This is a genomic window from Paenibacillus xylanivorans, assembly GCF_001280595.1.
In the GTDB taxonomy this organism is placed as follows: domain Bacteria; phylum Bacillota; class Bacilli; order Paenibacillales; family Paenibacillaceae; genus Paenibacillus; species Paenibacillus xylanivorans.
The window spans coordinates 55,453-81,468 of sequence record NZ_LITU01000055.1 but is presented as its reverse complement, the minus strand read 5'-3'; the positions used below and the strand labels follow the sequence as shown (position 1 = coordinate 81,468).

Below are 26,016 nucleotides of genomic sequence, written 5' to 3'. Positions count from 1 at the left end.
GTCACGCTCCCATCAATATTTTGACAGCCTATGTACCGGCCACAGTACCAACCTCAAAATCTTGCGTCCCAAAAAAGCAAATACCGTCGTTCCGGTCCATGAGCTGCGCTTATCTTGACTGTATTGATCGTTGATCATATAAGTCCGAGTCGAAATAGGACTCTTCAGACCGAACTGTTCCCATTTCGCCGGATCATTCGAACCTTCAAGTTTTCTAAGCATATTCGCCGACTCATGATCTATTTTGGCCGGGATTTGCTCGAATGCTTGGGTAATTTGCGCATGGAATTCATCGATCGGGTTGCGACTGGTAATGCTCTCGAGATGGATGCTTTCGCGAATATAAGAAACGTATGCCAGATGGTCAGCCCAGAACTCGTCGATATAAAAAAGCCGTACCCGCTGCTCTGAAGGACTCATCTTCCTCTCGCCTTTCAATATTTCGAGCCGCTCCTCGTATAGAAATCGCCTCTGATCCTCCACCATATCCGAATAACAGTTCAATTCCCGCTGAATATCGAAGTTTTGGCCTATAATAACGCGCTGAATATGCTCGATTTTGCTGCGGAGCGCCGGATCATCAAGAATCTCGTCCTGCCTGGGAGCGCGAAACAGTCTATGAATGCCGAAGCGAAGCATCAACTCGTCTTCCAGGCTTATATAAAATACGGAAGCCCCCGGGTCACCTTGGCGGCCGGAACGCCCGCGCAGTTGGTCGTCAATCCGCATGCTTTCGTTCACATGTGTACCTATCACGTATAATCCGCCCAGCTTGGCAACCACTTCTGCCTGCGCAGGGTTGCCGCCGCCGAGACGAATGTCGACGCCACGTCCTGCCATATTCGTAGATACCGTTACGGCCCCGATTTCTCCCGCTTTGGCGATGATTTCGGCTTCTTTCGCATCGTTTTTCGCATTCAGAACCTGGCAAGGTACGCCGGCAACCGCCAGCGCCTCCGCCAGCATGTCAGACTCCTCGACGCTTGACGTACCAATAAGAATGGGGCGTCCCACCCTATGGACGGAAGAGATTTCTTTTACAAGCGCTTTATATTTGGCTTCTTTATGAGTGTAAATTCGGTGCTGGTGGTCGATCCGTATGTTTGGCTGGTTCGGCTGAATTTGCACGACCTGCAGCGCATAGATATCTTCGAATTCCATTGCTGAAGCGTGCGCTGTAGCCGTCATTCCGCAAATTCCCGAATACAGGCTAATGAAGTGTTGAATGGTGATCGTACCGAGAATTCTCCCGCCGGCATTCCACTGCAACCCTTCTTTCGCCACAAGCGCAGCTTGCAGCCCGTCCGGCAAATACCTGTTCTCGGCTACACGGCCGGTATGTTCTTCGATTAGCTCGATTTCACTGTCCCGGACAATGTAATCGACGTCTTTTTTTAATAACGATTCCACATGTAGCGCACAATTCAATGACGTTAACAAATGACTATTATGGCTATCGTACAAATTGCCGCATCCCAGTAGCAACTCCGCTTTAGCAGCACCCGCATCATTCAAGTAAACGTTCCGCTGGAACTCGTCGAAATCGTAATGCTCTGCTGGCTGGAGCTCCCGAGCCACTTCTGCGAAAAGAACGCCGTCACTCTTGGAAGCACTCGAATCGCCACTAATGACTAGCGGCACCCGCGCTTCATCAAGAAGAAGTGAATCCGCTTCGTCGACGACGACATAGTGGAAAGGACGGTGTACGGTATCAGCTTCATTTAATGCTATTGTGTCGCGCAAATAATCGAAGCCTGCTTCTTTAGCCGTAACATAGGTTATATCCTTGGCGTAAGCTTCCCGTTTCTCGAACAGGCTCATGCCCGCTTGAACCGAGCTTACGGTTAACCCGAGGAAGCGGTAGATCGGGCCCATCCACTCGGCATCTCGATTTGCCAAATAATCGTTAAAAGTGAGCACATGAACGCCTTCGCCGGTCAGCGCATTTAGATATGCAGGCATTACAGCAGAGAGTGTTTTTCCTTCACCGGTATGCTGTTCGATCAAAAATCTCTCGTGCAAAGCGACAGCAGCCATGATTTGGACATCGTAAGGCTGTAATCCGAGTTTTCTCTTCGCAGCCTCGCAGACTAACGCATAAGCATCAACAAGCAACTCATCCAAAGGCGTGCCTGATCTTGCTTCTTCTTGCAGCCGAAGGGATTCCGCTTGCAGCCGCTGATCGTCCCAAGCTTCCAAATTCCGTTTCCTGATAAGCTCCACTTTGTCTCGATAGTCTTTCAACAAACGCCGGGTATCGCGGTCTTTGAATTCACGTATCAACTTGACGACTACATTCATCGGAATTTGATTCCTCCTCAGTAGAAATAAGTGGTTCTATAGTCGCTAAAATTTGCGCTCTTAGCCAGCTTCACTACACGCCATAAGACATGCCAAACATCGGATATCCACGTAAAAAATGACTTAAATCGTAAGCTCGTATTCGCCAAGTTGACCTAAAACACTGTATGCAGCATCTCATATGGCTTTTTAAGCGGCATCTATTCCGGTATGTCCTTGCCCAGTGATAAGAAAAGACTCCCTTATGGAGTCTTTTCTTTCGATGTTAACTCGCCAGCCGAATCATTCATTCCCGCTCTAGCTTATGAGAGACAACTACATTACTTCTCCGATGGGAGCGGTGTAAAGAGCAGATTGACCGGCAGGTTGCTTCCTGGCGCGGCAGAGAAAAGAATCGTTACGCTCTCTCCATATGCCCCTGTGCGGTAAAGAACGCTTTGTTCACTTGAATTGCTAACAGCAACATTACCATCGGCAATGGATACAACCTGATTGTTCACTAAAGCTACTCCTGAGTACTTCCCTCCACGAGGGTTAAATGAGATTAGTGTACGCGGAGCGACATTGTTCAACGTGATTTTGTATAATACGCCGAAATTACCCGCATTGGATGCGTCTGTGTACGCCATTGGATCTGTTCCAACCAGATTGGGATCGCTTGCGTTATCACCAAGCGGCAGGCGGGCTGGTTTGGCCCCCACTTGCTGATCATACGTTATGATACGAGTAGCATTCGGGTACGTTCCACGGTTGTGCACACCGTCACGATCAAGCACAGGTAACATTGGTAAAGCCTCGAACGGATCTTTATTTTCTTCGACCAGGATAACGTTATAGTCGAGGGAATAATCACTATAAGCGTCCGAATAGAGTGAGATCACTTGTCCTTCTTTCATCGGAGTTTTATTTAGTTCGGTCAAAATCAGTTTACTTTCTCCAGGTTGAATAACCTCTTTCTTTTGATCGGCTCCGGTCTGAATCGACTTGAACCATTTATCAATAGACAATTTCCCAGCTACAGTAGCATAAGGAGTAGGTCCTGCAAAGCCCATATTTTGTTGTTCAAATACTGCCGGATTGGGGTTGTTATTTGTTGCAATAACGTACATTTTTACTCTTTTGCCTGTATTGTTGACATGATGAATCATGAAACGTGTCTGTCCCGAAGACGATTCTTTATATACGATGCCTTCCGTATTCACCGTTTCCGGACTGTTGCTGCGGATCAGCAGACTTGGCTCATCCGTGTACGTATAAGGTACTTTTTCCATAGAAGTCACTTCGCCACCGTTAAAGGTAAATTTCTGCCCTACCGGCGTGAAGAGTAAATTGAAATCGGAAAATGAATATAATGTCTCATTGGTTATGGTTATGACTTTGGAGTACGTGTTTGCGGCGCCGTGATTGTCAGTAACAGTAAGTGTCACCGTTTTTGGACCCGGTTCAAAGAAAGCAAGTGAATTGTTCTCCCATACCGTTTTTACAATATCATCTTCATCATCTGTACTCTGGTCGATATACGTTATTTTTTCGCCCATTTTATATTGTTCCTTGTCGGTTGTAAACATGGCTACAGGAGGAAGATTAGGACTCAGAACTTGAATCGTAATTGAATAGGGATCACTCCATTGGCCGCTTGAATCCTGAACTTGATATGAAATCGTATATGTACCCGCTTGATCAAACGATTCCTGACGACCTGTCCAGCGTTCGTCAACGATCTTCAGTCCATTTGGAGAAACGTAAGAAGTTATATAGTCCACCTTATCGCCCGCAAAAATTTCCTTTTGGGATACCAAAAAGCTTGCAACGGGTTTAGTATTTAGATTCAGTACAACCGTTTTAGCAGACTGATTCACTTTATAGGTGATGTTCAGAGCTTGAGTAATGGAAGTTAACGGCACCATGAACGTATTTTTTTGCTGATAAGCAGGGCCTTTCATCGTTCTGGACTCTCCATTTACGGTATAGACCGTGCTGTTGGTTTTGAATCGGAGCTCATTATCACCACTGATGATGATGGTTTCCTTGGTTTTGTTATCGTATTTGACCCCGTACCCTACACGGTCCACCAGTGCACGGATCGCAACATAAGATACGCCGTTCTTTACAGTCATTGGCTGGCCAGCAAGATACGTTTTCCCATCCTGCTCCATTTTGTTGCTATTCATGTACAACGTCAGATTCCCGCCTGCTGCTACGGAAGAATCCCCCCCGATGGATGGTTGCTCTATTTGAGCAGGGGTAGATGGCGTTTCAACATCCTCAGTGGATCCTTCCTGGATCGTAGATCCCGTTTAGTTTCGTTTGTAGTCGTTTCCCCCCCGCCAATGGCGGATTTGTCCATATCTGTTTTAGGTGTTGCCTCAGCGCCTGTTGAAGTTGTAGTTTCTTTTACTTCAGTTGACGGAGCATTGATGGATGCGCTACTGCTACTCGTTTTCACTTCACGCTCTGCAATCGGTTGCTCTTTCTTTAGCACCTCAACCGATTCTGTTTTGGCCGTATTTACTGACGCTGTGTCATCTTGCGGTGCTGATTGCGCATTCACAGAACCGACTGCAAATGCTTGAAAAACGGCTAAAGCGGTAAAAATGGACAATTTCTTCTTCAGATTCATGCTTTGTCTTTGGCTCCTTCTGCTCCCAAGTAATGTTTATCCTCATAAAAAGTCATAGTATTAGACGCTAGTTTCAGGAAAAAGTTTCTAGTGGATTTGTAAATTGTGGATTTAGAGCATCTATTTTTCAATGGAAATGCTAATCATTTAATAATCAATGATAAAAAAAACAAAACCCACCGCTTAAAGCTAAATGCCCTCGGTGGGTTTTGCATTAATACCTTTCGTCTGGTACTTGATCCGTTGATGTTCTTACAATGTTCAATCATTTCTTTTTACCGGAAAGCCAATCTCCTGGATGTCCTCCTCAAGATCAGCGAATTCCAAATCTTCATTAAGACCTTCAAGTATTTCTCCATCCAATGACTCCATATCGAATATTCGCTGTACGAGCGACCTGTCCAGTGACATCTCGTAATACTCCGTTGCCCAAGCATAGTAATAATCCGCTTTGCCGGTTAAAATATGCAACAGTTCGTAGGCTTCGACAGCCGGTTCCTTACTTGCCGACCATTCCTGACTGCTTTGCAGCTTCCATGTGCAAAATGTAGTCATATCCATAATAAAAGCTGGTTCTTTTAGAAATCCCTCAAATTCGTTAGGCACGCCTTGCAGCACATCATGTACCCCACTAAACCGTCGGTCAAATCCTTTGATAATCAGTCCATTTGGTTGAAACAGCGCAAAATAGTGATCTCCTTGGCCACCTCTCATTGAAGCCATGTGTTCATCCTCACCCCAATGGGAGTTGTACGAATAATAGCGGTATTCCCACTCGGGCATAAGGATAGCGTCCAAAATGGCTGCAGACTGAAGTATGCGTCTGCTCTCCTCGATATCGGGAAGCATGCCAATGAAGTTTGAATTCGTAATGATCTCATCTCTCCTCTACCCTGGTCTTCTTTCATCATTTCTCCATCATAACCCATATATCGGATGAATTAACATCAAAAAAACCACGGTATTCCGTGGTTTTTTTGATGTGAGCCTCCATTCAGGCCACCCTTAATTCCTCCATCTTCTAAGCCGTTTGCAACGCCCTGCTCACAAGCCGTCCCTCAAGCCCCACGGCTGCTTATCGAACTTTCCGGCTACTGCTTAACCGACTTCAAGTGTCGTAATTGACCAGATAATGATGAAGCTCTGTGTTATAGCAGCCGATACTGTGCTCAATGAGTCTGCCTCCACCATCGAAGGAGTTACGCAGGCGTTTGAGCACATGCGTCCCTGGTGGGATCTCCAGCAACTGACACACCTCGGGAGGTGCCGTCTCTACAAAGAAACGGTCTCTGAAGTTTTCCAGCACAATTTCGTTCTCCTCCAGTGAGTCATACAGCGACTGAATGTTTGTGACCATTTCTGCCGTACCTCCACCAGGCAATGCAGCTGCAGCCAAGAAGTGTATCAGATGAATATAAGGCTGTCCATTCAAAATGTAGAGCCGTTCAATTCGCTGACAATACGGACCATAGCGGTCATAGTCCTCCGTTCCGGCTTCATTCGCAATTAACCGGGATTCCAGCTGTTTTTTCTCCAGCTTGTGGCCCTCTTCTACGAGCAGCTCCGTAAACCGTTTGCCCTTAGAGAGCTTCTGATGGGAGGTATTGCGCATGACAATCGTTCCGATACCGCTTTTCTTCTGCACATAACCTTCTTGGGACAGCTCTTGAACAGCGCCGCGGACCGTCATTTTACTAACACCGAATTCTTTTTCCAGCTGCGGTTCGGAGGGGATGATGCTCCCTAAAGGATACACGCCATGCAAAATCCGGTCTTTGAGAATTTTCTGGATTTGCTGATATAAGGGACCTTGCTTTCGTTTCAAAGACACTCGTTGTTCACTACCTTTCAACATCTACGGTATGGTCCGACAGCGCCCGGAGCACCTCGCTCTCGGTAAAAAGCGCTGTATCCCCCTGAGTGGTGTGGGCCAGCATCGCTGCTGCCGCTGCCATATTAACCGTCTGCTGCTGCGGATATTGCTGCAATTCCCCATGAATGACGGCGCTGGCAAAGGCATCGCCGGCACCAATCCGGTCATACACTGGGAAAGTCAGCTTGCGAGAAAATAGAAACGTACCTTGCTGATAGATATATCCTGTCAGGGAATGCGTATGGTCAGCATTAATCTCACGGTGGGTTCCCGCTGCCGTTCCGATTTCGAAGCGCTCAACCACTTCGGGAATCGCTTGCTTCAACTGTGCCATTCTATCATATTCACCGGTTCCAAAGCCAAGGATAAACTGTGCGTCCTTCTCATTCATCAGCACCAGGTCCGTCAGCTCCAGCAGTTCCTCATAATGCGGGCGGGCCTTAGCATAGCCATCCGCTCCCCATAACGCAGGACGGTAATTGCAGTCAAAAACAACTTTTCCCCCGGCACTCTTCACTTCCGCAGCAAGCCGTTTCATTTGATTGCGAACGCCTTCATTCATAGCCAGCGTAATACCGCATAAATGAAGAACGTCGATCCGGGAGGCAAGAGCAACCATATCATAATTGCCTGCCTCCGCGGTATTGAAACTGCTGCCGAGTCGATCTGTGTAAGTGACTCTGCCGGGGCGGGCTCCAAAGCCATTCTCCAGAAAGTACATCCCCAGCTGCTTGCCCCCCCGGTAAATTAGTGAAGTATCCACCCCAAGTTTGCGCAGATAGGCAATTGCCGCTTCGCCTACTGGCGTTTCCGGCAAGGTGGTAATAAGAGCACCGTTATGACCGTACCCAGCCAGTGCTGCCGTTACATTAACCCCACTGCCGGAAAATGAATACTCCAGCCTGTTGCTCTGGACCAGCGTTCCATGGCCTGGGACCTGCAGCCGCATCATCACTTCACCAAAAGCCGCAATCCTAGGCATACCGATCCACCAGCGATTTCATCGTTTCAAGCAGTCTGACGACATCCTGGACGTTCGTACTTCCCGTCTGCGGATCAATAATAGATGAATACACATGCGGGATAACCTGGGGTACCCCAGCTTGAAGTGCAATCTCCAAAATGGGCCCGAAGTTATCCAGGTCGATTCCACCCGTAGGCTCCAGAGCAAACCCGGCTTCCCCGCAGGCCTTGGCAACTGCACGGTACTCCTCCTCCAGTTTCAACCCCTGCATGGGATAATATTTCAGCGCATTGCCGCCCATGTCACGAACCAGCGCGATGGCGGCATTAACCGGAATAATAGCGTGCGGAGTGGTACCTGAACTGACGGGGCCGGTTGAAATATTTACGTAGCCTGGCTGTCCGCAAGGAGAGACCAAACTGTTAATCCAGCTGTCCTTGGCGCCCAGATTGGCGCGGGTTGCCCCGACTGCTGGAAACACCTGATTGATATGGCTTCCAGGATAGCTTGTGGCAATCTCCGCCACCACTGCGGCCTGTCGATTGTCTCCGGCACCCAATCCGATAGATACAGCGTCCTCAATCGTCTGACCGTATTGGATCATCGCAGCTGCCGCTTCCGAGGCCGTCGCGTAATTCTTGGAGAGCACGCCTACCAATACATATCCTTCCGCTGCCTCGTACACTTCCTTCGCGTTCCCGATACTGCTGGCCAGTACATTAAGAGCGGCTCTATTTTTATATAAACGCTGCTGAATGTTACTCATTCTTGTTTCCCCCCACGATTTCATGTATTCTGCTGACGATAACTTGAAGATCATCACCTTGAAGCGACCTTGGATCAATATCGAAATACCCCTGCTTAACCCCATAGTCCCTGGTATATATCGCAACTACGCCTTTACGCAGCAGATCATTGACATGCCTCGCATCCACTCCTGCAACAGATGAATCAATCTGGATGCGCCCACGGAAAATCGCTCTTCCCGCTTCATCCTGCACGATGTGGATCGAAACTCCAGGAAGCCCGGCAAGCGGCTGAAGAGCCTCCAGCGCCTGCCTCTCCCGTTCGCTGTTGTCTGCTTTGTCTTGATATTCCTCCAAAGCCTGAAGCAGCCCGAAGGTGGTCTCTTTGCCGACCTTCATGCTGCGGCCGATCCCGTGCAGCTGTACCTTTAGCCACTCGACATATTTCATTTTGCCGGCGACGATGCCGGAGGTAGGGCCTTCAATAGCTTTTGATCCGCTGTAAATCGCTAGATCCGAATACTGGACATATTTGCGCAGATCCTCTTCCGCTGCCGCATCGACGATCAGTGGCACTCCTCTGCGCACAGCAACCTCCCACGCTTCCTCTACAGAAATCATGTTTTTCTGGACGGCGTGGTGGGATTTGACATAAAGGATGGCTGCGGTGCGTTCACCAATCGCCTGTTCAATATGCTCTTTGCGACCTTCATTGGCATATCCAACTTCTACCACCCTCCCTCCGCCAAGGAATACCATGGTTTCAACTGGCGCTCCATACTGCACGTTATGGCCCTTCAGCATAATAATCTCATTCTTCAGTACCGGCTCCTGATGCAGCCGAAGGCTGAGTCGCGGATCTCCGGAAGTCACAAAGGCTGCCACCGACAGTGCAATGCCGCTGGATGCTGAGTTCACGACAACCGCTCCTTCCGAACCAAGCTGGCGTGAAATATATTCTCCGGATTTGTCCACAAGATCCGCAATTTCCACGTACTGCTGTCCGCCCTGCTTCATCGCCTCCATGACCGAATCTGTTGGAGCGGAAACACCAAGGATGCTCATTCTTCCACTGGCATTAATAACACGTTTCAATCCATATCTAGCCTGTAATGAATGATCCATTAGTAAAAACTCCTTTTGCCTCAATATAATACTGCGCGACCCGAACATCACCTTCCGAGTCCTTAAGCAGCTTCTCACCTGCTTCCAGTGCAAACAAAGTCAAGTTGGCTTGCTGTCCCACCTTTATCTGTCCGAGCTCCGGTTTGCCGAGCCACTCCGCTGCGCTGACTGTGACAGCTTGGATGACTTCTTCCAGGCTATAGCCGAGAATCAAAAATTTCGTCAGCACATTTGACATACTGTACACCGGTCCGTTCAGACGGTTGCCCCGGTAGATATCCGTGCTGATGGTATTCAGCGCAATGCCTGCCGCCTTGGCCTGTTCTGCAATCTGGAAGGAGAAGCTCGCCGTGCCATGCCCCACATCCAGATGAACTCCTTGGGCAACTGCATCCAGCAACCCTTGCAGGGGTGTTCCGTCCGCGTGGAACAGATTGTTGGACTTGCCGTTAAGGTAATGGGTAATTACATCGCCCGGTTGCAGCAGCTCCAGAACCTCGGATATCGCGGGCGGAGCGGAGCCGATATGCACCATAAGCGGAAGCTTCGTTTCTTCCGACAGTGTGCGTGCCAGCTTGAGCGGCTGTATACCGCTGTCTTTGACAACACTCTGGCTGATACGGGCTTTCAGACCGACGATGAATTCCGGATAGGTCGCTACCGCCTCCAGAACCTTGTCCCGGTCAATCCATTCCAGCTGAGACAGTTCATCTGTCCGTTCGAGCCCTATTCTTGAAATATTCAACAGAGCAAACACTTGGGTATCAGCCTTCAGACTCGCGGTATACAAAGCTCCGATTCGGTCTGCACCACAGCTTCCGGCATCTACTAGCGTTGTTACGCCCTGCTTTACACCAATTTGGTCGATATCATCGCCATAGGGATCAAGCTCCGGTACAGCATGCACATGCAGATCAATCCATCCACTGGACACATATAACCCGGAACAGTCTAGCCCGCTATCTCCTTCCGCCTGAGATGCAGGTGTAATGGCGGTGATAATCCCATCCTGAATGGCTATATCCATGATTCGCCCATCCACAAGCTGCAAATTGCGCAGCATATGCTCTGTGCCCACTCTTCCCATCTCCTTCATCAACCCCGGTATAAAGAAAAAATTCAAAAAAATGATTAATGTCATGAAAGCAATACATCCCTAAATTTAATAATAAACTTGGATAGCTGCTCCATTTTAAAGATTATAATGTTATAATGTTTATATTAGCACAGGTATAATCTAGAAGAGAACAGTGATTTATAATCCCAAGATTTATCATCCGAATATTTAACTCTGGAGGGACTGCTTTATGGCAAATCCGGCACCCAAGCCATCCTTGCTCAATAGGTTCCGGCTCAGCTGGAATCATTTCAAATCAAAGCTTCTGCTAAAATATGCATTTTCCTACATTCTAATATTTCTTATCCCTCTAACTGGTGTAACCATTTTCGTTTATGAGAACGCTGTCAAGGGCCTGCGTGTCGAAATTGAACAATCCAATGTCAATCAGCTCAATCAGGTGAAGAGCACCATAGATACTCGTATGAAAGAGCTCCAGGAACTAGCGGGGAGAATCGCCTATGACAGGCATTTGACCCCCTATATGGTTCGGCATCCTTACTACAGCCTGGAGGCGATTCAGACGCTGGCGAATTACAAGGCCAGCAGTAACATAGCAGAGGATCTGCTTCTCTATTTTCATGGCGATTCCAACATCTATTCATACCGCGGTCTGGCTGATCTTCATGTCACCTTTGATTCCTTCTATCAGTTCGAGCGCTGGACCTCAGAAGAATTGCGACGGGATTTGAATGAAACCCGGCAGCCTTTGGTACGTCCCGCCGAGAATGTCACGGTCAATTCCCGCATGGATCCGATGCTCGTCATGCTCGTACCCATCAAACCGAATGATCCATTTCCGTACGGGACCGTTCTCTATTTAATGAAAGAATCCAATCTTACCGGGGTCATGGACTCGATTTTGAGTGATTTCTCCGGTAGCAGCTATATTTTTGGTCCCTCCGGAGAGGTGTTAACGGCGAACAACCATGGCGTCAGCCTTCCCCGGGACGAACTTAAAAATTTATCCGCTCTTGAGCCTGGTATTCATAATCTGGAGTTGGACGGGGAACCATACTCCGTCGTTTCCGTACAATCTGAAGAAAATGGCTGGACCTATGTGACAACGATGCCAAGCTTCCAGTTCTTCAGTCGTGTCGCTCATGTACAGACTCTGATTCTGATTGTCTTCTGTATAACAGTCATTACCGGCATAGCTGCCGCACTGCTGCTGGCCAAACGGCAGTACCATCCAATTAGGGATCTAATGGAATTTGCCAAGCTGAGAGGAAGCGGCAATGATGCTCCCAAGCTCCGCAATGAATGGGAATGGATTCGGCAGACTCTCCACGATTACAGTGCCAGAATTGATCTTCAGGAACCCTTCGTCCGTAATCAGTGCATGCTGCTTCTGCTCAAGCATGGCAAGCCGGATGATCCTGAAATTGAACAGATGATTCTTAGCGCAGGCTTCAAGCATCCTCAGGGAAAAGGCCTCTATTTCTCGGCGATCCTGTCCTGGGACGAAACTGTGCCAGGTGACAAGTCCTGGCAGGAACGCCATCTGTTGCAGGAAATACTGAGCAATGTATGTCTGCCTGGTCCGGATGCACAGATCTTCGGTGTGGAATTCTCGGTTAAGGACCAGTTTGCCCTGATTATTTCACTTCCTGACGATACGGACATACCGGTTCAAAGCCGGATGGAGCAGGTTATTGAAGCTATTCTAGAGGTAATTCGCAAATACTCGCAGCTGTCTCTAAGTATCGGTGTTGGCATGGCCTACCGGGACCTAGCTCTCCTTAATCAATCTTTCATCGAAGCCGCTGCAGCTTTGGAGCACCGGATGATCCGGCGTAGCGGACAGGTATCCTACTTCGAGCAGCTCGTAGAGCTAGTCCCTTCCGCTGCCCAGAGCTTCTGGATTCCACGTAAATCCATGCTGAAGCTGGAGCAGAGCCTGAAGCAGGGCAATGAATCGGTTGCTGCCCAGATGATTGCTGATACCATTGATAAAATCAAAGACGAGCCGCTGCAGGTTCATCTGCTGCGCTGCATCTGCTTCGATTTGCTGAACGCTTTTCTGCGCACAGCCTCCGAGTTTGGCATGCATGAAGTGTTCGCCAATATGCCGGAATTGACCTCCTTTGAGACCCTCGAAGAGCTTGAGAACCGTCTGCTCTCTTTGGCCTCTGCTATTTGCGCGCAGGTCGAACAAAATACGGAGACAAGCGAGCCTTCATTAATGGATGACATTCTGGCTTACGTGGACAAGCAGTTCGCAGACTACACCCTCAGTCTGGAGCATGTGGCGCTTAAGTTTGCCATTTCAACCTCTTATTTAAGCCGTAGCTTCAAAGATAAGACCGGCAGCAATTTCTCACAATATATCTGGCAGCGACGTATGGATGAGGTCATCCGGCTACTACAGAGCACTAGTGCACCGCTCAAAGAAATTATTGAGCAGGTCGGTTATTTGGATGCGCCTAATTTCATTCGCAAGTTCAAAAAAGAAACCGGTCTGACGCCGGGGCAGTACCGCAAGGAACATGCCTTGAAGGGGGCTGCTGCGAAAAGACCGGTTAAGTTGGCGGACCTTCCGCCCTTTCAGAAAAGCTAAACTTTCACTTTATAGGTTGTTTTGCTACTGCGCTTCCTGTAGGATATGCTCTACCAACTCATCCAAAGGAACAGTTGCGAGCGCAATCGCTGTATCCGTTACCCCGTAATAGATATAGAGCAATCCGTCTTTGACCACATTCCCGGTTGGGAAGATGACATTCGGAATCTGGAACCCGAACTTCTCATAGTACATCTCCGGCTCCATAATAAAATCAGCTGTCCGGGCAATGATTTTCTCCGGCTGCTCCAAATCCAGCAGCATCGCCCCCACCCGGTAGACAATGTGCTCATCGACGCCGTGATAGAGCACCAGCCAGCCCTTGTCCGTGCGTACCGGAGGCGTAGAGCCTCCGATCTTCCGCGATTCCCAGGACAGACTTCCGGCGGTAGCGAGCAGCTTGGGCTCTTCCCAGTTTACAAGATCCTCGGAGTAGGTAATCCACATGGCTGCATTATCCGTTCCGTAGGCTTCTCCCACGTATTCCTCGGGGCGGCGCAGCAGCACGAATTTGCCGCCTATTTTCTCGGGGAACAGAATGTTGTCCCGGTCATTGATATCAAGTGGTGTCGTGTCTGCCACAAACTCCCAATCCAACAGATTATCCGACTTCAGAATAGAGGACCGGGTCAACCAATGCCCCTCCTCTTCCCCCCACCCATCCGGATATTCCGGAATAGAGCGCAGGGGGACGCCTGCCCCTGTAGGATAATAGCTCATTGCACAGGGGCGCAGGGCGTAGTTCAAATAGAAGGTCCCTTCGATTTTGACAATCCGTGGGTCCTGCACACTGCCATAAGGGAATCCAAGCATATCTGGCGTCACAATCGGCTCATCCCTCACATGGGTAAAGTTCACGCCATCTTCGCTCTCAAGCAGACCCAGGTAATTCTTACATGGCGTCAGGGAACCTGCGGTGCGCTCAATCATATAAAATTTGCCGTTATCAATGATGACTGCGGGGTTGAAAACCGTAACCTTTCGCCATTCATAACCGCCCGGGACGACAATAGGATTATCCGGATGTCTCGTGATTTGCATATCTATTCCTCCTGCAATTCATGTTCATGGTATAGTTTGATCGTCTGGACCTCGCCTGTCTCCAGTGGCCTGTTTAGTTGGATTCCCAGCGGTCATAGGCAGCCTGGTTGATTTCAGCAACACGCTCTCCACCCATTTTCTTGACGGTCGCCACATAATTATCCCAACCCGTAAGCGGCTCGGCACCAGTGATGAACTTCGCTTCCATCTGATTCACATATGTTCTCAAATCAGAATTGAGGCTGCTGATTTCGGTCTGTTCTTCCACGGTAAAGAACAAGGTCGGGAACGGAATCCGTGCGCCTTTATCGAGAAGCTTCTGCTGGGTTTCCTGCTCTACCCAGAGGTCAAAGTCTGTCTTCAGCCCCTTACTAATATCATCCATGGACAGGGTTGGAGCAGGAATGCCGTAGTTGGGCGTCAGAGTTGCCCGGTAATCTTCCATTTCCTTGCCGTCCGGTACAGGCAAGAACTTCTTGACCCGATTCTCTTTGTCGGTGTATTCCCAGAGAATGCCCTCAGGCCCTTTATTGAAGAACATCGCCCCTTCATAAGAATAGAGATAATCCACCCAGCGCATAGACGCTTCCGGAGCGGGATTACTTTCCGTGATGGCAAATGCACCAGTTGTGATTCCTTTGTTCTTTGCAATCGCAGGAGAAGCAATGGATTCACTGCGGACAGGCGCAAACATCGGATCTGCCGTCGAAGGCTCTCCGCCCTTGGACATGTAGGCATGCCAGTCTGAGAAGAGGGCAACTTGATTATTCTGCGTTTTGGCCTTCTTCTGCTCTGCCGTCTGCGAGAAGCTCTCGTGATCCAACAGGTCTTCGGACCACAGGCGGTTCATATAGGTCAAATATTCCCTATAACCTTCTTCAAGCGGTGTATAATGCACCTTGTCCGCATCGTCCACGTAAATTTCTTCTTCATAAATACCGAAGGCGCCAAGCAGCCAGGTACGGATATCGCGGAGGTTCGCAGCGGGTGTTGTCACTGAGGAAATCGGAATTTCATCGGCTTTGCCATTGCCGTTTGGATCTTCCTCCTTCACACGTTTCAGGTAGGTATACAGCTCTTCCGTCGTTTCGGGAAGCTTGTCGATATTCAGCGCCTTCAGGAAGTCCCCGTTATACCACATCGGATTGCGGTACCAGTGCTGGCTAAGTTCTACTACCGGCAAGGAATAGATATGCCCGTCCGGTGCTGTAATTGATTTACGGACATCCGGATTCTCCTCCAGCAGTGCCTTGAAATTGGGAGCGTATTCTTCAATCAGATCCTCCAGGGGTATGAGGATACCCTGCTCTCCATAATTCATCTGCTCTGCGGTCGTCAGACCGGCAGCATAAAGGATATCCGGGTAATCCCCGCTAGCGAGCACCAAATTCTTCTTGGTCTCGAAGCTGTCCTTCGGTGCATTCTTGTATTCCAGCTTAATGCCGGTCTTCTCCTGCATCTGCTGGAGCACCGCCATCTTCTCCCAGTTCTGAATTCCTACATCCGGCGCCATAAGCGTCAAAGTAACGGATTCATTGACTATTGGGAAACCTTCTTTATAAACAGCGACCTCCCCGGTACTGTTATTCGCTGCACCTTCATTTGAATTGCTGCAGCCTGCCAGCAGTGTAAGAACTAGAGCCGAAGAAAGCAGAAGCTTCCATGGTTTGCGTGTAATCTGCATGAATAATTCCTCCCTTGTTATACAAACATTCTATTGTTTAGCCTTTAACAGAGCCGATCATGACCCCCTGGACAAAGTAACGCTGCAGGAACGGATAAACTGCAACGATGGGCAGTGTGGAGACAACTATAACTCCGTATTTGATCAACGATGCCGTTTCTGCCTTATTATTCATAGCGCTCGCCACCTCGCCATTGATCGAAGCGCCCGTGGTTTCGGCCGACATTTCCTGAAGGACAAGAATCTGGCGCAGAACCATCTGCAGCGGATACTTGGCTTCATCATTCAAATAGATTAGGGACGGGAAGTAGCTGTTCCAATGGCTTACTCCATAGAACAGGGCCATAACGGCCACAATCGGTGCCGACAGCGGCAAAATAATGCGTATAAACAGCTTTAAATTCGTACAACCGTCAATATGCGCCGCTTCCTGCAGTTCTTTTGGGATGGTCGTCTGAAAAAAGGTGCGGGCTACAACAATATTCCAAACCGAAGCGGCCACTGGCAGGATCAATGCCCACATACTGTTAATGAGGCCAAGGTTCTTGACCAGCAGATACGTCGGCACGATTCCGCCGCTGAAGAACATCGTGAACAGAATGAGGCCCATAAACAACTGGCGACCGACAAAATCAGATCTGCTTAGGGCATACGAGGCCGGAAGAGTAACGGCGAGATTGACCAGAGTCCCCACCACAGTGTAAATAATCGTGTTCCAGTAACCATTCCATATCTTCGGGTTCTCAAAAACAAGCTTGTAGCCGTCCAGTGTCACATTCTTCGGAAATAGCCACATTGCTCCCGAATTGACGTCCTGCGGAGAACTGATTGAAGCGCTGAGAATATAGATTAGCGGATAGAGAACTACCAGCAGTGCAAGGCCCAAATAGATATAGGTGCTAATCAGAAACAGCTTGTCCCCCCTGGATTCTTTTATGGCAGTAACCAAAGACTTCAACTCCTTTCTACCAGAGGCTATTCTCACTGGTGCGTTTGGCGATCTGGTTGACAGTAACAAGCAAAATAACGTTGACTACCGAGTTGAACAATCCCACAGCCGTTGAGAAGCTGTACTGGGCGTTCACAAGGCCCGCGCGGTACACATAGGTGGAAATTACATCGGAAGCCTCCATATTGAGCGAATTCTGCAGCAGCAGAATCTTCTCGAAGCCAAGGCCCAGTATATTACCCATATTCAAGATTAGCATGATAGTTATGGTGGGCACGATCGTCGGCAGATTGATATGCAGCATGCGTTTAAACCGGCTTGCTCCATCCATAATGGCCGCTTCATGCAGCTGGGGATCTACGCCTGACAGAGCCGCGAGATAAATAATAGTTCCCCACCCGGTGCTCTGCCAGACGCCCGAGAAGACATACACTGTCTTAAACCAGGCCGGATCAGTCAGAAACGCCGCTGGTTGTAGGCCCAGAAACTCGATGAACCGGACAATCATTCCACTCGAGGGTGATAAAAAAGTAATGATCATCCCTGCCATAACAACTACAGAAATGAAATGCGGCGCATAGGTTACTGTCTGAACCGATTTCTTGAACGGGCCGTTGCGGACTTCATTGAAAGCCAACGCCAGAATGATCGGAAGCGGAAAACCGATAGCAAGTTCATAGAAACTGATGCTGAACGTGTTCCATAGCAGATCCCAGAAAAAATAGGAATTGAAAAACCGTTCAAAATGGTCAAAACCGACCCATTCGCTGCCCGTAATTCCTTTCGAAGGTACGAAATTCTTAAAAGCAATCTGAATACCGTACATCGGACCGTAATGAAAAACGAGGAAATACAATAACACGGGAAGCATGAACAGATAGAGCTCCCAATTTTTCCAGATTCTTTTGCCAAGGGATTTGTTCTTTACTGAAGGATTCACGGATACTGCCGCATAACTCCCCTTCATTCTCCCACTCCTCTCTAAGTTGTTTTTCGTTACATGAAATCATGTAGCTGATTCGCATTCCTGCTCATTTCTTCTTGCGAACGCTTACAATTCGAAGTGTAGTGAAACAAAGTTGACACCGTAAATATGTAGGTTCTGCATTGTCATGTTAAGAGAGTATAAAACCGCGTTGCTGTGGTACTTTCCGGCCTGCCTTGATGTACATATTTTCAGACGAAGCATCGCTGCAAATATGTGAATTATGAACCTCTTATCACACTTCATATGTGACATATTGTGTTCATTGGGAAGGTATGCAAACATTTGCTACGAATGCCAACCAAATTAAGATTTTGTTCTGCGGTAGTACAATCCTACAATCTTAACTTTACAGGAGGAGTTAGACTATGAACATGCCAGCTTCCATTACTACGTATCTTACTGAAGCCGATGAACGGCTTGCGCATCACCCGAAATTGCAGCAACTGTTCCGCAACTGCTTCCCGAATACGCTGGAGACAACAACCAAGCTGCTTGAAGACGGTACCACCTTCGTATTTACCGGGGATATCCCGGCCATGTGGCTGCGGGATTCTACGGAGCAGGTACGCCATTACATTCCTTTTGCCAAAAACGATCCTGCGCTGCAGCGGATTCTCCGCGGCCTGATCGCCCGTCAGATGTTCTATGTCAATATTGATCCGTACACCAATGCCTTCAACGAAACGGCAAGTGACAAACATTACCGGGCTACGGATGACTGCAATCTAAACCCGTGGATGTGGGAGCGCAAATACGAGCTGGACTCCCTCTGCTTCGTTGTACAGCTGGCTTATATGTACTGGAAGGAAGCGGAGCAGATTGATATCTTTGATACTGCCTGCTACCAGGCGCTGACCTCCATCGTGAATGTTATTGAAACGGAGCAGTACCACGGGGAGAAATCACCATACCATTTCATCCGGGAGACGCTTCAGGATACGGAGTCTTTGCACAATAACGGACGCGGCATGCCTGTCAATTACACCGGCATGAGCTGGTCGGGCTTCCGTCCGAGCGATGACAGCTGTGAGTTCGGCTACAATATTCCTTCCAATATGTTCGCTGTAGTGATTCTGGACTATATTCGCGAGATCGCAAGCGTAATCTATAAGGACGAGAGACTGGCGGCACGGGCAGCGAAGCTGCGCAAGGAGATCGACTTCGGCATCCGGACCTACGGAATTGTGAATCATCCAAAATACGGCCGAATTTACGCCTACGAAACGGATGGATACGGTAATTATTCTCTGATGGACGATGCTGGCACACCAGGACTGATATCTATTCCTTATATTGGTTATGTCGGTGTGGAGGATGAAATTTATCAGAACACCCGCCGCTTTGCCCTCAGCTTCGACAACCCCTTCTACTTCGAGGGTAAACATGCCAAAGGCATTGGCAGTCCGCATACCCCGGGAGGTTATGTATGGCATATGGCATTGTCCATGCAGGCGCTGACAGCAGATAACGATGAGGAGGTCAAAGAATTAATTGATATGCTTGTTCGGACCGATGCGGATACCGGATATTTACACGAAGGCTTTCACCCGGATGATCCCTCCGACTTTTCACGTGAATGGTTCGCCTGGTCCAACAGCCTGTTTGCTACACTGATCGGCAAAGCGATGGACAAAGGAATTGTATAAGCCCTTTTAAGCCTTACACTTTTTAAATGACAATATAGCGGAGAACCGTATCGTATTCCACCTATAAACAAACCGGCTGTGCCATCCAGTATAAAAGGAAGGCGCAACCGGTTATTAGGGATTAGTGAAATCAGTAAAACTTTCGTATATATATCAACTCCCCTTTATGGATGGTCAACACGCCAAGCGTCGAGCTGCCGTTGTATTTCCGCCCGCACCTCGTCCAGACCCGCCTGCTTCAGCTCCTCGTTGAATTTGGGTAGTATCCTGTCCACATCCACACTGCCGGTCATCAGGCTCGGATAGTACTTTTCCCAAACCATTTTTATGAGGTTGACCTGAATGGACATACTGGTTAAATTCGGCGTGAATCCGAGCAAGTTCGATTTGACGTATTCCGCGTTCGCTGCTCGGTACTGATCCCACTTATCCAACGGATCGGGAAATTTTCCGCCGATCGTTTTGAGAATGAACCAGTTTCCTTGCGTATACTGCACACCTTCATAGCCGACTACTGTCACCGGGTCATCGCCGCTGTCTCCGGAAGATTTCAGCAGCACCTGTCCGTTCTTGTCCAATGTATAATGCACACCTTCAATGCCGTAATTAAACAGATTGCGGAGCTCCGGGTCCGTGTTGAGCAAATTCAAAAACTTTACGCTTTCAACGGGATGCGCTGACTTTGCGTTTATCGCCATAATCCCGCCTCGAACGGATTCCGTTGTGATCAGTGGCGGCGTCACGGGAAAAGCAACCACCTTGTAGCCGCGATCCTTGCTCCAGCTATTTTCCGAAAGTGGTCCTCCTCCCGCAGATTTCCAGAAAACCCGTTCTTCGCGTTTGAGATTTTGGCTCTCCCTCAGGGCAGCGTCCTCATTGATGTAGCCCTTGACGTAATAGCTGCGGAGTGTATCCAGCACCTGCCTTGCTTCCTTGCTCTCAAATATATTGATCACATGCGCGTCTGGATCCAGAGAACGCACCATGAGCGGTAGCGGTTTGTCCAGCACATATTCGTAACCGTACATGGCAAAGAAGTTTTGGGAATCCTTGTCTATCTCCATCAACTGATAGGAGGGTTCCTTTTCCTTGATCATTTGGAACAGCGGGTCCAGAGACTCCAGGGTGTTGTATTTTGTAATGTCGATGTCATACTTTTGGACAAGCGTCTCCGGATACATCCACTGCATGCGAACCGCGAGTTCCTTGTTCGTCGGCACGCCGTATATGCCGCCGTCTTCCATGCGAACGCCCTGCCATAATACGGGGTCGATCGCGTCGTACATATCCTTGCCGAAGCTGGATAAGTAGCTGTTCAGTCTCAGCCATGCTCCCCGCTGAACATAGCTTGAGTAATCCGTGGTAAACGCGATGTCAAAAGGAGTTCCTGTCGAAATTAACGTATTGATCCGGTCATTGTACTCCTGCCACCCAATCTTGATATATGTAATCGTGATTCCGATTTTTTGGGCCAACACTTCATTGATTTTATCGTTTACCATCTTCAGATCGGGGTCAGAATTGCCGAGCGTATAATAAATCAGATTCACCGTGTTGATATTTTTGTCAGACTCCTCGTTCGTGCCCGATTTTGAGATACACCCGGACAGAGGTAGTATCAACATCGCTGTAATCAGGACAGCCTTGATAAACGTGTTCCAGATATATGAATGTATCATTTCTGCACTACTCCTTTCTACGCAGTTCGGAAGGCGATTTGCTGAAGTAGGCTTGAAAATGCGTGTAAAAGTAGTTTAGATTGGCGTAGCCGACGGAGAGAGCAATCGTTGAAATCTTCTCGTTTGTAGCCTGGATACGATCTCGCGCACATAACATTCGGTAAGCCATAATGTACTCCGAAAATTTCATCTTGGTTTCCTTCAGAAACAACTGTCCAAGATAGGTTCCGTTCATCCGAAAACGGCTCGCCAACACTTTGAGATTGAGATTTTGGTCGTATTCAGCCTTAACCATCAGCAAAATGCGGTTGGTTAGCTTGGATAAGCTGTCGTAGCGAACTTCCAATACGGGGTCTATGTCACGGTGATTCAGATTTCTACCTTCCAGCGTACCATTCAAATTTTCAACGATGACTCGCTCAATCAGAGCTTGAAGCTTTGTTCGATCAATCGGCTTGAGTAGATAATCCTTAACCCCACAATGAATGGCCTCCAGGGCGTACTCAAACTCTCCATAACCGCTCATCATAATATAGGTAGTCGGGAGCCCGAGCTCATTAAGCTTGTGAATGGCGTTATAGCCGCGATCCTTGCCGATGCAAACGTCAAAAATCGCCAAGTCAGGCCAAAAATCCACGGCTTTCGTTAGCGCATCTCCATAGGTCTCGCTGGTCTGGATCTGTCTGAAACCGAGCATCTCCCAGTCCAACGTTCGCTTAATTCCCTCCATGATTAGTGGCTCGTCATCAACGATCAGAAGTTTGTACATACGTTACGCCTCCTTCACTATGGTTAAGGTAATTTTGACACCAGCTTCCACATTATTTTCAATTTGCATGGTAAAGCCTTTTCCATAGAAAAAATGAAGCCGTGTATACACGTTGCGCAGACCGATGCTCTCCGATGACGAATCCCCGACAAAAGACAGATTACGGCGGATATCAGCCAATCGACCTTCCGAGATCGAGTTCCCATTGTCTACAATCTCCAATACGTATGAGTCGGCATTTTCCATGCCATTCACAACAAGCAGATTAAATTCGTGGTCCGAATGGAAGCCGTGAACGAAAAAATTCTCGGCGAGCGGCTGCATCCAGAATTTAACGGTAGGTAGAGCCAGCAGTCCCTGGTCCACATTGATCTGATAATAAAATTTGTCCGGATATTTAAATTCCATAATCTTTAAGTATTTTTCAAGCAAAGCCAGCTCACTGCCCAACAGAATAATATCTTCGTTTTTCACAATTTCACGATATAAAGAGCCCAGTGTAGCTACCGCTTCAGCCGTATCAACCGCACGGCCTGCCAGCGCAAAGGATCGGATAATTTCTAGTGTATTGTACAAAAAGTGAGGATTGATTTGATTTTGAAGCGCTTTCATTTCTGTTTCCTTCTGTCTCAGTTTTAGCAAATATTCCGTTCGAATATGCCGGTTAAGCTGAAGCGTCATATCGTCGAGTTCCCTCGCGATCATTCCGTACTCGTTCTTCCGATAACGTGTCGGACTGATCGGCGTGAAATTGGCAGATTTCACACGCTGAATGGAATAGATAATCCGTTGCAGAAAACCTGCGTCTTCACGAAGATTGTATCCGATTAGCAGGAGAAAACTGACCATTGCTGTCAAGAAAATTAAGAACACAATAAGCAGCATGCCGGCATTTTGCCGAATGAGCACTGACATGTCCACAATACTGATGAATTGATAGTCGTAAGCATTGGAAGAATGGGTCACATAGAACACGCGGTCCAGCTTGCCCCACTGCATAAAGCCCTTGCTACGTTCGTTCAAGGCAACCTTTCTGAATAAATCCTGGTCTGCGCTGCCTCCAACGTCCATGAGATAGACATCCCCAGCCTCGCTGACGACTCCGTTTTCAATCCATCGATTGTTTCGCACGCCTTTAAATAATACATCGCTACTGACCAGAAAACGAAATTCACCGAGCTGGCGTGAGATTTGATTTTCGTCCAGTAGCTGCTTGCGGATAACGAATCCTCTTTGGATTGTCTCTAGAAATATTTCATCCGTGTTGGGCAGATTAAACAAAAAGCTCGTCGCACCATTACTGGCGAAACGCACTACGTTGCCTCGTTCCTCGGTATGTAAGCTCACCTGAATGATATCTTCCTGCCCGCTGCCGAGAAAAGCTTTCACGTCTTCTGGAAACGAAGCAAGAGGCTGATCATAGCGGCTGTTCTGGAGTCTTCCCGTCAAATAACCTTCTGCGCTGTTAGAGAGAAAAAAACGTACGTCTGCTACCAGACCGTTATTAGAGTATACTCGCTGTAGATAGGCTTCAACGCGTTCGGCATCGTTTTGAAGAATGCTTTCAACTCGGGAGAATGCATCTGTCGCTTGATTCTGAGCATTCTCTAACCACTGCTGCAGTAAAACAAGAGTGGTCAATACGCTTAAAATCAGACCCATGAATAACGTGAAAATTGCGTAAGCAATAAATTTGCGGCGGTAGATTTTGATTTGAAAGAAGGAAAACATGCAGCTCTCCTTAGCAGTTGGATTATATTGAGACTTATAGTTTTAACATATAGCTATTTGTCGGACAAATCAATCCGGTATAAGCTCAAATTAAATGCAAAAGCATCCAGTACGATTTGAAAACCCGAACGGCCACGACGGCTCCGTTCGGGTTTTTGTCGCAAGTCTCAAGAATTACGATTTGAAATATGCATTGACCTGTTCTTGCGCGGCTTCCATAATCTTATCCAAGCCAGCCTTCTTCAACTCTTCTATGATTTGCGGTATCCGCTTCTCCGGATCAGATGCGCCAGTGATCAGCTCATAACTGTATTTATTCCATACCGCCTTCATATTGGCTACTTCAGTGCCAAGCTCGCTAATATCCAGTGCAAAGCCAAGGATCGAGGATGAGGTAGCTGCTTCATTCAGTTTGCGAACCTGATCCCACTGATCTTCAGGTGCACCTTTCGTAACTGCCATGTTGAAGAACGTGCCTTGCGTATAGGCGGCCAGTGGCCACGAATCCGTTTTCCGTTCAACTGTATTGTCGTTTACATAATCGAAATCGACACCCTCTTCGCCATAGGCAAGCATATTGCGCAGCTTGGAATCGGTGTTTACAAGTTCCAGATATTTAAGCGCTTCTTCCTTGTACTTCGAGTTGGCGGAGATTGCGTTCATGGATCCCTGAATCGTGCTGGTTGTATAGATCGGACCCAGAATTTGAACCATGTCATATTTGTCAATGCCCGCGGAGATCTGCCAGTTCACTTCCGCGCCAGGGAATGCCTGGGCGCTGAAGAATGGACGATAAGGGTCGGCCTCGATCTTAGTCGGTGCGTCCGGATTAATGATGCCGTCCTTGTACCATTGATGCATGAGCTTCAGCTTTTCCTGTATATCCGGCTGTTCCAGAACGGAAACGACTGTGCGGGACTCGTCTTCCGCCTTCACACCGATTGGCTGAAAACCGAGAGTCATATCGTCATAATCATTAAAGAAACCGTTAATACCTTCGCCCTGAGTCAAGGACAGCGGGTAGAATCCTTTGCCTTCACCGGCCTTGATGTCGCGGAATGGTTTGTCCAGATGTTGCAGTGTCTTGATGCTGCTGAGGTCGATGTTGTACTTTTGAACGAGCGCATCGTCAAACACCCAGTACTGGGTTAAAGAAGAATCCTTATAGGTTGGAACAGCGTAAATCTTGCCCCCGATCTTCGTTCCGTCCCATACCATTTCCGGGATATAGCTATGCAGATCCGGCACCGTGCCTGGCACAAGGTCGGTAATATCCGTGAATGCGCCCATATTGACCTGCTGGCTGTATTTTCCGTTATTCGTAAACATGATGTCGAAAGGCTCACCGGAGTTTACAATCGTATTGATCTTGGTGTCCCAATCGCCCCAGCTGGCAACGCGGAGATCGATTTTCACACCAATCTTCTCCGCCGTATATTCGTTTATCTTCTCAATTGCCTTATCAAAATTGGCTGGCACTTGTCCGCCGATCGTCCACCATACCAACGTAGGCACCTCGCCGGAACCTTCGCCTGCATTCGATCCCGAGTTTTCCGCTGGCGTGTTGTTTGCCGCGTTATTGTTGTCTGAGCCGGAACAGCCTGTTAATCCAAAGATAGCCAGCGTTACCACTCCGATCAAAAGCGGAGCTTTCATCCATGCTTTAAACCTTGTTCTCATTCCTCTATTCCCCCCTTAAGTTGACACGCACCAATCCTGCTCGAAATTATGATAAACCTGAACATTCCAGATTTATTTTGATTTATCCCTTGACTGCACCCACCGTCAAACCGGAGATAAAGTATTTCTGGAAGAAGGGGTAGGCCAGAGCAACGGGCAGTACAATAATGATCGCAACAGCCATACGTGCCGATTCTTTGGGCATGGTGGCGACAAGTTCAGCGTAGCTTATACCCATCGTCGAGGCGTTTTTAGCCAGCGCGTCAACGTTGCTCATCAGGCTGTTCAGTAGTGCCTGCAGCGAATACAAAGTTTGGTCGTCGATATACAGCATCGATTGAAACCAGTCATTCCAGTACGAGAAGCAGAGGAAAAGGCCAATCGTTGCTAGAACAGGCAGTGAGATCGGAAGTACAATTGTGAAGAAGATGCGGAATTGACCTGCTCCGTCGATTTCGGCTGATTCAATCAGCCCGTCAGGAATGGTCGTCTTGAAAAAAGTTTTGCAGATGATGACATTGAAGGAGGAAACGGCTAAAGGTA

Annotated in this window: 20 protein-coding genes; 2 read left to right on the top strand and 18 right to left on the bottom strand. The window is 48.2% G+C overall.

Annotated elements, in window-relative coordinates; all coding sequences use genetic code 11:
- Nucleotides 1–12: 12 nt before the first annotated feature.
- From AMS66_RS12460 to AMS66_RS12420, 9 genes are all read right to left on the bottom strand, one after another.
- The gene (locus tag AMS66_RS12460) at nucleotides 13–2,301 is read right to left on the bottom strand and encodes a preprotein translocase subunit SecA (protein WP_053781111.1); all 2,289 of its coding nucleotides are present in this window, start codon (nucleotides 2,299–2,301) and stop codon (nucleotides 13–15) included.
- A 320-nt stretch (nucleotides 2,302–2,621) separates the two neighbouring features.
- Nucleotides 2,622–4,472, bottom strand: a complete 1,851-nt coding sequence (locus AMS66_RS12455) for a stalk domain-containing protein (protein ID WP_082350669.1) — start codon at nucleotides 4,470–4,472, stop codon at nucleotides 2,622–2,624.
- A gap of 59 nt (nucleotides 4,473–4,531) precedes the next feature.
- Entirely contained in the window at nucleotides 4,532–4,921 is a 390-nt protein-coding gene (locus AMS66_RS12450) for a hypothetical protein (RefSeq protein ID WP_053781109.1), read from the bottom strand.
- 261 nt (nucleotides 4,922–5,182) lie between these two features.
- Entirely contained in the window at nucleotides 5,183–5,770 is a 588-nt protein-coding gene (locus AMS66_RS12445) for a hypothetical protein (protein WP_236703363.1), read from the bottom strand.
- 259 nt (nucleotides 5,771–6,029) lie between these two features.
- Nucleotides 6,030–6,752, bottom strand: coding sequence for a GntR family transcriptional regulator (locus AMS66_RS12440; RefSeq protein ID WP_053781145.1), 723 nt, complete (start codon nucleotides 6,750–6,752; stop codon nucleotides 6,030–6,032).
- Nucleotides 6,753–6,762: 10 nt separating this feature from the next.
- Entirely contained in the window at nucleotides 6,763–7,776 is a 1,014-nt protein-coding gene (locus AMS66_RS12435; protein WP_053781107.1) for a sugar kinase, read from the bottom strand.
- On the bottom strand, nucleotides 7,769–8,524 hold the full coding sequence (gene dagF / locus AMS66_RS12430; RefSeq protein WP_053781106.1) for a 2-dehydro-3-deoxy-phosphogluconate aldolase: 756 nt from the start codon (nucleotides 8,522–8,524) through the stop codon (nucleotides 7,769–7,771). Before dagF ends, AMS66_RS12435 begins: the two co-directional genes overlap by 8 nt.
- Nucleotides 8,517–9,629: a DgaE family pyridoxal phosphate-dependent ammonia lyase gene (locus AMS66_RS12425; RefSeq protein ID WP_053781105.1), complete on the bottom strand. Its 1,113-nt coding sequence runs from the start codon at nucleotides 9,627–9,629 to the stop codon at nucleotides 8,517–8,519. The genes dagF and AMS66_RS12425 overlap by 8 nt, the downstream gene beginning before the upstream one ends.
- A complete protein-coding gene (locus AMS66_RS12420; RefSeq protein WP_144424482.1) occupies nucleotides 9,607–10,692 on the bottom strand; it encodes an amidohydrolase/deacetylase family metallohydrolase in 1,086 nt (361 codons plus the stop codon). The genes AMS66_RS12425 and AMS66_RS12420 overlap by 23 nt, the downstream gene beginning before the upstream one ends.
- Nucleotides 10,693–10,936: 244 nt before the next feature.
- Between AMS66_RS12420 and AMS66_RS12415 the strand changes: the two genes are divergently transcribed.
- The gene (locus AMS66_RS12415) at nucleotides 10,937–13,306 is read left to right on the top strand and encodes a helix-turn-helix domain-containing protein (protein ID WP_053781104.1); all 2,370 of its coding nucleotides are present in this window, start codon (nucleotides 10,937–10,939) and stop codon (nucleotides 13,304–13,306) included.
- 24 nt (nucleotides 13,307–13,330) lie between these two features.
- Here AMS66_RS12415 and AMS66_RS12410 read toward each other — a convergent pair whose 3' ends face one another.
- The 4 genes from AMS66_RS12410 to AMS66_RS12395 form a co-directional block, all read right to left on the bottom strand.
- Nucleotides 13,331–14,347, bottom strand: coding sequence for a glycoside hydrolase family 130 protein (locus AMS66_RS12410; RefSeq protein WP_053781103.1), 1,017 nt, complete (start codon nucleotides 14,345–14,347; stop codon nucleotides 13,331–13,333).
- Between the two features lie 73 nt (nucleotides 14,348–14,420).
- Complete coding sequence (locus tag AMS66_RS12405; RefSeq protein ID WP_053781102.1) at nucleotides 14,421–16,031, bottom strand: extracellular solute-binding protein; 1,611 nt, start codon at nucleotides 16,029–16,031, stop codon at nucleotides 14,421–14,423.
- Between the two features lie 37 nt (nucleotides 16,032–16,068).
- Nucleotides 16,069–16,980, bottom strand: coding sequence for a carbohydrate ABC transporter permease (locus AMS66_RS12400; RefSeq protein ID WP_053781101.1), 912 nt, complete (start codon nucleotides 16,978–16,980; stop codon nucleotides 16,069–16,071).
- 16 nt (nucleotides 16,981–16,996) lie between these two features.
- Nucleotides 16,997–17,947 carry an ABC transporter permease gene (locus AMS66_RS12395; RefSeq protein WP_053781100.1) on the bottom strand — a complete coding sequence of 317 codons (951 nt, stop codon included), beginning with the start codon at nucleotides 17,945–17,947 and terminating at the stop codon, nucleotides 16,997–16,999.
- A gap of 386 nt (nucleotides 17,948–18,333) precedes the next feature.
- Between AMS66_RS12395 and AMS66_RS12390 the strand changes: the two genes are divergently transcribed.
- Nucleotides 18,334–19,614: a glycoside hydrolase family 125 protein gene (locus AMS66_RS12390; protein WP_053781099.1), complete on the top strand. Its 1,281-nt coding sequence runs from the start codon at nucleotides 18,334–18,336 to the stop codon at nucleotides 19,612–19,614.
- A gap of 164 nt (nucleotides 19,615–19,778) precedes the next feature.
- Here AMS66_RS12390 and AMS66_RS12385 read toward each other — a convergent pair whose 3' ends face one another.
- The 5 genes from AMS66_RS12385 to AMS66_RS33700 form a co-directional block, all read right to left on the bottom strand.
- A complete protein-coding gene (locus tag AMS66_RS12385; RefSeq protein WP_082350664.1) occupies nucleotides 19,779–21,293 on the bottom strand; it encodes an ABC transporter substrate-binding protein in 1,515 nt (504 codons plus the stop codon).
- 7 nt (nucleotides 21,294–21,300) lie between these two features.
- A complete protein-coding gene (locus AMS66_RS12380; RefSeq protein WP_053781098.1) occupies nucleotides 21,301–22,062 on the bottom strand; it encodes a response regulator transcription factor in 762 nt (253 codons plus the stop codon).
- A gap of 3 nt (nucleotides 22,063–22,065) precedes the next feature.
- A complete protein-coding gene (locus tag AMS66_RS12375) occupies nucleotides 22,066–23,793 on the bottom strand; it encodes a sensor histidine kinase (protein ID WP_053781097.1) in 1,728 nt (575 codons plus the stop codon).
- A gap of 174 nt (nucleotides 23,794–23,967) precedes the next feature.
- Entirely contained in the window at nucleotides 23,968–25,473 is a 1,506-nt protein-coding gene (locus AMS66_RS12370) for an ABC transporter substrate-binding protein (RefSeq protein ID WP_053781096.1), read from the bottom strand.
- 82 nt (nucleotides 25,474–25,555) lie between these two features.
- Nucleotides 25,556–26,016 (bottom strand): carbohydrate ABC transporter permease (locus AMS66_RS33700; RefSeq protein ID WP_236703362.1); only part of this gene is annotated, 461 nt, incomplete at its 5' end.

Excerpts from the sequence above, each read along its gene's own strand:
- AMS66_RS12460 (WP_053781111.1), bottom strand. The coding sequence starts at position 2,301 with ATGAATGTAGTCGTCAAGTTGATACGTGAATTCAAAGACCGCGATACC.
- AMS66_RS12455 (WP_082350669.1), bottom strand. The coding sequence starts at position 4,472 with ATGAATAGCAACAAAATGGAGCAGGATGGGAAAACGTATCTTGCTGGC.
- AMS66_RS12450 (WP_053781109.1), bottom strand. The coding sequence starts at position 4,921 with ATGAATCTGAAGAAGAAATTGTCCATTTTTACCGCTTTAGCCGTTTTT.
- AMS66_RS12445 (WP_236703363.1), bottom strand. The coding sequence starts at position 5,770 with ATGCTTCCCGATATCGAGGAGAGCAGACGCATACTTCAGTCTGCAGCC.
- AMS66_RS12435 (WP_053781107.1), bottom strand. The coding sequence starts at position 7,776 with ATGCCTAGGATTGCGGCTTTTGGTGAAGTGATGATGCGGCTGCAGGTC.
- dagF (WP_053781106.1), bottom strand. The coding sequence starts at position 8,524 with ATGAGTAACATTCAGCAGCGTTTATATAAAAATAGAGCCGCTCTTAAT.
- AMS66_RS12425 (WP_053781105.1), bottom strand. The coding sequence starts at position 9,629 with ATGGATCATTCATTACAGGCTAGATATGGATTGAAACGTGTTATTAAT.
- AMS66_RS12420 (WP_144424482.1), bottom strand. The coding sequence starts at position 10,692 with ATGCTGCGCAATTTGCAGCTTGTGGATGGGCGAATCATGGATATAGCC.
- AMS66_RS12415 (WP_053781104.1), top strand. The coding sequence starts at position 10,937 with ATGGCAAATCCGGCACCCAAGCCATCCTTGCTCAATAGGTTCCGGCTC.
- AMS66_RS12410 (WP_053781103.1), bottom strand. The coding sequence starts at position 14,347 with ATGCAAATCACGAGACATCCGGATAATCCTATTGTCGTCCCGGGCGGT.
- AMS66_RS12405 (WP_053781102.1), bottom strand. The coding sequence starts at position 16,031 with ATGCAGATTACACGCAAACCATGGAAGCTTCTGCTTTCTTCGGCTCTA.
- AMS66_RS12395 (WP_053781100.1), bottom strand. The coding sequence starts at position 17,947 with ATGAAGGGGAGTTATGCGGCAGTATCCGTGAATCCTTCAGTAAAGAAC.
- AMS66_RS12390 (WP_053781099.1), top strand. The coding sequence starts at position 18,334 with ATGAACATGCCAGCTTCCATTACTACGTATCTTACTGAAGCCGATGAA.
- AMS66_RS12385 (WP_082350664.1), bottom strand. The coding sequence starts at position 21,293 with ATGATACATTCATATATCTGGAACACGTTTATCAAGGCTGTCCTGATT.
- AMS66_RS12380 (WP_053781098.1), bottom strand. The coding sequence starts at position 22,062 with ATGTACAAACTTCTGATCGTTGATGACGAGCCACTAATCATGGAGGGA.
- AMS66_RS12375 (WP_053781097.1), bottom strand. The coding sequence starts at position 23,793 with ATGTTTTCCTTCTTTCAAATCAAAATCTACCGCCGCAAATTTATTGCT.
- AMS66_RS12370 (WP_053781096.1), bottom strand. The coding sequence starts at position 25,473 with ATGAGAACAAGGTTTAAAGCATGGATGAAAGCTCCGCTTTTGATCGGA.